The sequence below is a fragment of the Ideonella azotifigens genome (assembly GCF_006519715.1).
Taxonomy (GTDB): domain Bacteria; phylum Pseudomonadota; class Gammaproteobacteria; order Burkholderiales; family Burkholderiaceae_C; genus Ideonella; species Ideonella azotifigens.
Genome location: NZ_VIDT01000222.1, coordinates 1 through 7,975, shown reverse-complemented (window position 1 = coordinate 7,975; position 7,975 = coordinate 1). Strand labels below are relative to the sequence as shown.

Below are 7,975 nucleotides of genomic sequence, written 5' to 3'. Positions count from 1 at the left end.
CCAGCCCACGGTGACCTCTGTCGCCGCGGGCGATTCGCGGCTGGTCTTCGTGGCCGAACCGCTGGGCCAGGCGGTGGCGGTGCTGGACCGCTACACCGGCCAGCAGCTCGGCACACTGCCGGCGCCACCGGCCGGCTGGCTGTTGCCGTTTTCGCTGCGCGTGCCGCGCGAAGGCCACGTCGTGGTGCTGGACTCTGGCGGCTTCCCCAGCCCCACCGTGCCGTCCATCGCACGGGTCTACGACTACGACGTGCAGTACGACGAACGCAGCCACCAGCTCACCGCCACGCTGACGCGAACCGTCAGCTTCGAAGGCCTGCCGCTGGTCTTCGCCGAGGACGTGGAGGTCACGTCCAGCGGGCTGTACGTGGTGTCCGAATCCATCATTGGCGCGCTGTGGGTCATCGGGTTGGACGGCACGATCAGCTATGGCGCGTTCCCCGTCACCGGCGTGCCCATTCCCGCGCTCGCGCCCTGCGAGTTCCTGCCGACCACGGTCGGTGGCATCCCGTTTGCCACCGCCGGCAACTTCGGCCCCGGCGTGGTCGGCCTGGCCGAGCGCGGCGGGCAGCTGTATTTCTCCACCACCTGCAACGGCGGCGTCTCGCGCATTCCCATGGCCTCGCTGACCGACGCCACGCGCGATCCGCAGGCCCGTGCCGCTGACATCGTGCCGGTCTCGCCGCGCGCCGCAGGCGTGGCCGCCGAAACCCTGCACGGCCTGGCCTTCAACCCTGCCAAGCCCGGCGAACACTGGCTCTACGCGGTCGACTCGCTGCAGCTGCGCGTGGTCCGCATCAACACCGATAACGGCTCGCGCCAGGTCGTCGTCGGGCCGGACCCGGTGCTGTTCAACTTCCCATCCAAGCTGCAGTTCCTGCCGCCGGTGGGCGGGCGCTCGCCGCTGCTGGTGGCCTCGGACCAGGAGCACCGCCTCCCATCCATCAACGCTGCGATCACCGAGGACCTGACGCAGCCGCCATGGCTGGTCACGCGCATCCACCTGTTCCCTTGATGACCACCCCTCGGCCGGCGGGCGTCGGCTGATCCCCCGGGGGATGGCAGGCCGGCTTGGGGCGGCCCGGCGCTTGCCCCGCGGGAGCCCGCATGGGGAGATCTGTCACACAGCCTGGCGACACTGCCGGGTTGTCGTGTCGCCTGTTGACTGCCCATGAAAGCTCGCCGCTGGCGTGACCTGCTGCTGCAGCAGGAAGACCTGAATTTCCTGCTGACCAACCGCATCCCGCGCAGCGCCGCCACCTGGCTGATGGGCTGGTTCAGCCAGATCGAGTCGCCCTGGCTGGCGCGCCTGTCCATCGCGGTGTGGCGCCAGTTCACCAAGCTGGACCTGGGCGAGGCGAAGGAACAGCAGTTCCGCAGCCTGCATGCCTGTTTCGTGCGCGAGCTGAAGGACGGTGCGCGGCCGGTCGAACAAGACCCCGCCGTGCTCGTCTCGCCCTGCGACGCCATCGTCGGCGCCTGTGGCCGCGTGCAGCAAGGCCAGCTCTGGCAGGCCAAGGGCTTCCCGTACAGCGCGGCCGACCTGTTCGGCAATGCCGCCCGCGCCGTGCCGTTCGCCGAAGGCATCTTCGTCACGCTGCGCCTCACCTCGGCGATGTACCACCACTTCCACGCCCCGCACGACGCGACCATCCATCACGTCACCCACATGGCCGGCGACACCTGGAACGTCAACCCGATCGCGCTCAAGCGCGTGGAGCGCCTGTTCTGCAAGAACGAGCGTGCGGCCGTGCACCTGAAGCTCGCGCAAGGCGGCCACCCCATCGCGATGATCCCGGTCGCCGCCATCCTGGTCGCCAGCCTGCGCCTGCATTTCCTGAACCTCCTGATACCGGCGCGCTACCCGCGCCGCTACAGCGGCCCGGACGAACTGCCCTGCCAGGTACAGGTGAAAAAAGGCGAGGACCTCGGCTGGTTCCAGCACGGCTCGACGGTGATCGTCTTTGCACCGCCGGGGTTTGCGCTGTGCGAGGGGGTGGAGACCGGGGTGCAGGTTCGCATGGGGCAGGGGTTGATGCGCTTGCCGGGGTAGCGGTTCACTTGCTGCGGCATCGCGCGCTTGCGCGGCATTCGAGGGGGGCCATCTGCGGTCAGAATCAGGTCTCGGCATGGCCGGTTCCCTCGACCCTCACGCGCTGCGTAAGCGGCGGATTGCTTCATGACCTCCAAGCGTGCGCTGATCCTCTTCTTCATTGCGGTGGTGGTTTATGGTGCCCTGGGCGGCTACTTCGCCTCCGTCAATGCGCCACTGCCAAAGCCGCTGGAACTCTTGTTCACGATCGGATTGGCGGTGCTGGTGTATGTCTGGTACTACCTGGACGCGGCTGAGCGGCGATATAAGCGCTCGGTCCTGCTGGGCGGGGCGGTGATTGTGCTGTCCGTGGTGGCGGTCCCGTACTACCTCGTTCGCAGCCGGCCGAAGGGCCAGCGCATCAAGGCCCTGCTCGGCTTTGTCGGGTTCTTGGTGTTGGCTGTGATCTTGTTCGTCGGTGCAGGCCTCCCCTTCATGGTTGGCGTTCCATGAGCCAAGCCGCCCCATCCGACAAACTGCCCGACTGGGAGCTGTACCGCGCCTTGCGTGAGCAGTGGACCCACGAGGACAACCTCATCAACCACCGGCTGATGTGGCTGATCCTGTCGCAGGGGCTGCTGTTCACCGCCTACGGCACCTTGTCGACCGCCAAGCTGCACTGGCTGGTGCTGGGCTTCCCGTTTTTCGGCATCGTCGTGGCCGCCGTGATCGGCATCAGCATCTTTGCGGCGCTGACGGCCATCGAGGTCGTCAACACGCGCTTCGAGGCCGCCGGGCTGGACGCGCTGTGCAGCCTCTCGCCAGGGCGCACCAGCGGCAATTACGGCAAGCTGGCCGCGCAGTCCTTGCCCTTTGTCTTCGGCGCGCTGTGGCTGCTGGCCATGGCGGGCGCGTTCGACCACTGAGGCGGCCAGCCGACTTGTTTCCGTTGATCGCCTCTCGGCCCGCTTGCATGAACGCTCGCCATTGCCTCTTTGTGCGCACGGTCGTCGCCTGGACGGTGCTTTGTGCTGCTGCCGTCTTTTCGTTGTGGTGTCTCAATGGCGCCGCGTTCTCTGCATGGATGTCTGGCGGTCCGCCCAATGCTTATCCCCATGGATGGGCGCTGAGGGCGCAAGGTCAACTGGCCTATGCGGGTGCTGCTGCGGCGGCAGGGGTGGGCCTGTTTCGGCTCATTCGGGTGCTGCCGAGGTGGCGCCGTTTTTCCATCGGCTTGCTGATGGCGGCCTTTGTGCTGGCAGTGTGGCCAAGCGCTCACCGTGCGCTGCTACAGGACAAGTGCCTGGACAGCGGCGGGCGCTGGAACCACGATGGCCGGCAATGTGAGCGTTGACGCGCAAGGCGGCCAGGTGAACGACAAGTCAGAGATCCACTGCCTCAAACGGTGCGGTGGCCTATGCACCTTGCCGCTGATCCGGCTGGCAGCAGGGGCTGCGAGACGAACGTCGCGCGTTGCGGGACACTTCGCACCTTGCATGAAGGCAGGGGCAACGGCGGCTCCTTCACCAGGGAGTCCTCATGAACACGCGCGACACGGTGTCCTGCATCGACGGCTTCCTGGCCAGGTACACGCCGGAGATCGAAGCCCAGTTGCGCGACGCGCGCGCCAGGTTGCGCGCCCACTTCCCGCGCGGCTTCGAGCTGGTGTTCGACAACTACAACGCGCTGGTCTTCGGCTTCAGCCCCAGCGAACGCTCGCGCGAGTCCTTCCTCTCCATTGCCGGCTACCCGAAGTGGGTCACGCTGTTTTTCCTCTACGGCACGGCGCTCGATGACCCGCAAGGCCTGCTCGAAGGCAAAGGCAAGCAGGTGCGCGGCATTCGGCTGAAACAGGCGGAAGACCTTGATGCGCCGGCCGTCATGGCACTGATCCGCCAGGCCATCGCCGCCCACGAAAGCGCGCTGCATGCCGCGCCGCCGCTCAGCACCGTTGTCAAGGCGGAGGTCGACAGGCAGCGGCCGAGGCGACCCGCGGCGCCAGCGTGAACTTTTGTCACGCGCACTCGGCACCAGCGCCTATGGTCGTTGCCGAGATCGGTGCTAGTGTTGGCCGGATGGCAACTGTGAACTCCGATGAGCTGGCGTCCGATCTGGACGCGCAGCTGAGTCGCTGGGAGGCCGAGGTTTACCGGTCATTGATGTGGGTCATCCCGGCCTGTGACGAGATCGCGGCGCAGGCCGATGCGCTCGGGCTGGTGCCGCAGGCGATCCGCGCGCGTTTGCTGTCCAGTGACGTTCGCAGCCGCCAGGGCATGGCCGAGGCGGCGCGGGTGGAACAGCTGGCCCTGCATGAAGCCGCACAGGCATGGCCCGCGCTGGCCAGGCATGCCGCCACCTACCTGGTGTCTTCCTGCGACCGCGTCGGCCGCCGGGCCGAAGCGATGCGCTGGGCGGAGGCATCGCTGCGCGGGGCGTCGAGCGATGACCTTTCGGCCTGGCATGCCGAGGCGCTGATGGTCGCGGCGCTGTTCTCGACCAGCCGCGCCGGGGCCGACTACACACTGGTGTACCAGGCCATGGCTGCGGTCCGCGTCGCCGGCTTGCCGGCTCTGGTGTCGGCCACGGCAGCCAACTTTGCCGAGGTCGCCGCCGAGTGTGGCGAGCTGGGCATTGCCAGCCATTTCACCGATGAAGCCGAGGCCATGATGCGGCGGCACCCGGAGGCCGCCGCCGCGCTCAGCTGGGAGTCCGTCGCGCGGGCGCGGCTGGCGCTGTCGGAGCTCGCTGCCGCAGAGCGCGCCTGCAAGGAGTCCCTGTGGCTTGAGAAACAACTGGGCTGCTGTGATGTCAACGGCGATCCCTGGCTGAGCTGCGCCGAGGTGGCGCTGGCGCGCGGCGATGCGGCTGGCGCCCTGGCGATGCTTGAACACCCTCGGCGCCTCGCTCGCGCCAGCTCCGCCTGGACCAATGCGCGCGACCTGGGCGTGCGTGCGCGGGTGATGGCCGGGCTGCAGCGTTGGGAAGAGGCCTACCAATGGATGGTCCGCTATGTGGCGGCATACGAGCAGATCCGGTCTGTGGAGGGCGACCGGGCGGTGGCCGAGTCCAGCCAGGCCGTGGCGGTGGACGAGGCGCGCAGGCAGTCCAGGCACTTCGAGCAACTGGCCATGACGGACCCGCTCACCGGCCTGCCCAACCGCCGCCATGCCGAACACTGGCTGGCCGAGCACGCCGACGTCCCGCTCTGCTTGGCCATTGCCGACCTTGATCATTTCAAGCGCATCAACGACACCTTTTCGCACGCGGCTGGCGACCTGGTGCTTCAGCGCTTCGGTGCGATGTTGAACGAGGTGTTCAACCGGTCCGACAGCGGGCCGGGCACGCCGATGCTCGCGGCGCGGCTCGGTGGCGAGGAGTTCCTGCTGGCCTGGTGCGGCATCCCCTGCGATGCAGCGATGGTGCGCAGCGACGAGATCCGCAAACGGTTGCGCGCCACCTCGTTCGCCGACATTGCCGGCGACCTGCCCGTGACCGCCAGTCTCGGCCTGGCCTTCGGCACCCCGCCGGTCAATCCCAGCGAGCTGCTGCGCACCGCGGACCTGCACCTCTACCAGGCCAAGCATGGCGGCCGCGACCGGACCGTGGGCCCCGTGCAGCGGCAGGACATGGCGGGATGACCCCGCGGCCGCGCCGTCCTTATGCGCTCAGCGATGAAGGAATCGCTTTTTGAGTTGTTGGTGTTTGGGGGCTGGATTTTCAATAATGCGGAAAACGTCTGATCACCCGCTCCTGCTGCTGTGTTTCGCCAGCGGCTCACAAAAATCATGAATTTCCAGCAACTGCGCTCTGTGCGCGAGGCCGTGCGCCGGGGTTTCAACCTGACCGATGTGGCCGAGGCGCTGCACACCTCGCAGCCCGGCATCAGCCGGCAGATCCGCGAGCTGGAAGACGAGCTGGGGGTGGAGATCTTCGTGCGCGCCGGCAAGCGGCTGACCGGGCTGACGCCCGCTGGCGAGCGCGTGCTGCCCTGGGTCGAGCGGCTGCTGCTGGACGCCGAGAACCTGCACCGTGCCGGCGAAGACTTCCGCCTCGGCGAGGTCGGCATGCTGAGCATTGCCGCCACCCACTCGCAGGCCCGCTACGCGCTGCCCGGCGCAGTGCATGACTTCCGCTCGCTGCATCCCAAGGTGCAGCTGCAGATGCACCAGGGCTCGCCGGACCAGATCGCGCAGATGCTGCTGACCGGCCAGGCCGACATCGGCATTGCCTCGCATGTGCTGGCCGACAACCCGGAACTGGTCGCGCTGCCCTGCTACCGCTGGACCCACTCGGTGGTGGTGCCGGTGGGCCATGCGTTGCTGGACCAGCCGCTGACGCTGGAGCGCCTGGCCGAGCACCCGGTCATCACCTACGAAACCGGCCTGACCGGCCGTGGCAGCATCGACGATGCGTTCAGCCGCGCCGGCCTCGCGCCGCGCGTGGTGCTCACCGCGATGGACGCCGACGTGATCAAGACCTACGTCGAGCTGGGCCTGGGCGTGGGCATCATGGCCTCCATCGCCTACGACGAGGCGCGCGACACGCAGCTGCGGGCCATCGAGGCGCGCAGCCTGTTCTCGATCAACACCACCAGCGTGGCGGTGCGCCGCGGTGGCCTGCTGCGCAGCTACGCCTACGACTTCATCCAGACCTTCGCGCCGCATCTGCAGCCCGACGTGGTGCGCCAGGCCCAGGCCGCGCCGGTCGGCACGCCCGAAGCGCCGCTCTGAAATCGGCCGTCCTGATGCTGGCGCTCACGCCGGCAGCGGGTCCAGCCCCTTGGTGCGCTTCAGGAAACCGGCGAACTCATCGAAGTTGGTGACCTGGTTGAAGGCGACGGCGCGGTAGATGTCGCCCGAGAAGAACCAGTCACCGGCCTCGATGTACTTCCAGTTGTGCCGGCGGTAGCGCGGCGAAGCCAGGCTTTGCCGCTTGATGTCGACGATGGCCTGCGCAGTGGCCGGTGCCAGCAAGGGCTTGAGCGTGGCGTTGTACTTGCGCACGCTGGGCAGCATTGCCGTCGGGATGATGCCGATGTCCAGCTTCCACGCCACGCCCTCGAACTCGGTGCTGAGGTCCAGCAGCACCATGTCCTTCAGCGCGAAGCGGGGCGCGTGGTCGACCTGGTTGATGATGTGGATGTCGCGCAGCGCCAGCGCCTCGGACAGCGTCTGCGTCACCGCGCAGGCGGTGGCCACGGTGGGCGGGTCCACCGCGAGGAACACGTCGATCTCCGGCCAGACCATCAGGTCCAGGTCGAAGCTGCCGTGCACATAAGGCTCGCCCAGCGGCCGCAGCCGGGCCACCAGGTCGGATTGCGCCAGCAGTCGCTCGGCCGTTTGCTTCAGTGAGTCCATGGTCTTCAGTTCGACAGCGGCCGGCGCCAGGCCTGGGCCAGGGTTTGCCGTGGGTCGCTCAGCAGCGCCTGGACCAGGTCCAGGAAGCGACGCGGGGCGAGGTGGTCGGGATCGAAGTGGCGGCGGGTCAGGAACGGGCCGCGCAGCACGCCGTCCACCGGCCGCAGCTCCAGCGCAAAGCCGGCACCCATCGCGCGGCCGGCCGCCAGGTTCAGCAGGCGGAACTGGTGGCGCTGCTGCACCTCCTGTGTCGCGGTGCCCACCTGGATCGCGAACCAGCTGCTGGCCAGCGGAATGCGCTGGCGCAGCAGTTCGGGGAACAGCTCGCGCACCACGCGTGCGGCCGGGAAGGCGCCGTGCCGGTAGGCAGCGGTGGCCGCGCCGCGCAGGGCAGTCAGGTTGTCCAGCAGCGAGCGCTGCGGGTCCATGCGCTGGCGCACGATGACCGGGTTCACGAAGCAGCCGATGGTCTCGGCAAAACGTGCCGGCCGGTTGCGCGTGGGCGTGGAGGTCAGCACGTCCAGCTCGCCATTGCCTGCCGCCATGGCCCATTGCATGCAGGCCAGCAGCAGCACATGGGTCGTCA

10 protein-coding genes are annotated in these 7,975 nt (G+C 68.1%); 8 read left to right on the top strand and 2 right to left on the bottom strand.

Features of this window, described 5'->3' with window-relative positions:
• The 8 genes from FKP22_RS14760 to FKP22_RS14725 all read left to right on the top strand — a co-directional run.
• The coding region (locus tag FKP22_RS14760; RefSeq protein WP_211361412.1) for a hypothetical protein at positions 1-1,015 on the top strand (1,015 nt) is incomplete at its 5' end.
• A gap of 156 nt (positions 1,016-1,171) precedes the next feature.
• Positions 1,172-2,053 carry an archaetidylserine decarboxylase gene (gene asd, locus FKP22_RS14755; RefSeq protein WP_141288231.1) on the top strand — a complete coding sequence of 294 codons (882 nt, stop codon included), beginning with the start codon at positions 1,172-1,174 and terminating at the stop codon, positions 2,051-2,053.
• Between the two features lie 126 nt (positions 2,054-2,179).
• A complete protein-coding gene (locus FKP22_RS14750; RefSeq protein ID WP_141288230.1) occupies positions 2,180-2,545 on the top strand; it encodes a hypothetical protein in 366 nt (121 codons plus the stop codon).
• Entirely contained in the window at positions 2,542-2,958 is a 417-nt protein-coding gene (locus FKP22_RS14745) for a hypothetical protein (protein ID WP_141288229.1), read from the top strand. The genes FKP22_RS14750 and FKP22_RS14745 overlap by 4 nt, the downstream gene beginning before the upstream one ends.
• Before the next feature lie 47 nt (positions 2,959-3,005).
• A complete protein-coding gene (locus FKP22_RS14740) occupies positions 3,006-3,386 on the top strand; it encodes a hypothetical protein (RefSeq protein ID WP_141288228.1) in 381 nt (126 codons plus the stop codon).
• Between the two features lie 185 nt (positions 3,387-3,571).
• Positions 3,572-4,039: a DUF1801 domain-containing protein gene (locus FKP22_RS14735; RefSeq protein WP_141288227.1), complete on the top strand. Its 468-nt coding sequence runs from the start codon at positions 3,572-3,574 to the stop codon at positions 4,037-4,039.
• A 77-nt stretch (positions 4,040-4,116) separates the two neighbouring features.
• Entirely contained in the window at positions 4,117-5,670 is a 1,554-nt protein-coding gene (locus FKP22_RS14730; protein ID WP_170200910.1) for a GGDEF domain-containing protein, read from the top strand.
• 147 nt (positions 5,671-5,817) lie between these two features.
• Positions 5,818-6,762 (top strand): CysB family HTH-type transcriptional regulator, encoded by a 945-nt coding sequence (locus FKP22_RS14725; protein ID WP_141288225.1) that lies wholly within the window; start codon positions 5,818-5,820, stop codon positions 6,760-6,762.
• A 24-nt stretch (positions 6,763-6,786) separates the two neighbouring features.
• On the opposite strand, the gene FKP22_RS14720 is transcribed toward FKP22_RS14725, so the two are convergent.
• Both FKP22_RS14720 and FKP22_RS14715 read right to left on the bottom strand, forming a co-directional pair.
• Positions 6,787-7,389: a hypothetical protein gene (locus tag FKP22_RS14720; protein WP_141288224.1), complete on the bottom strand. Its 603-nt coding sequence runs from the start codon at positions 7,387-7,389 to the stop codon at positions 6,787-6,789.
• Positions 7,390-7,394: 5 nt separating this feature from the next.
• The coding region (locus tag FKP22_RS14715) for a condensation domain-containing protein (RefSeq protein ID WP_141288223.1) at positions 7,395-7,975 on the bottom strand (581 nt) is incomplete at its 5' end.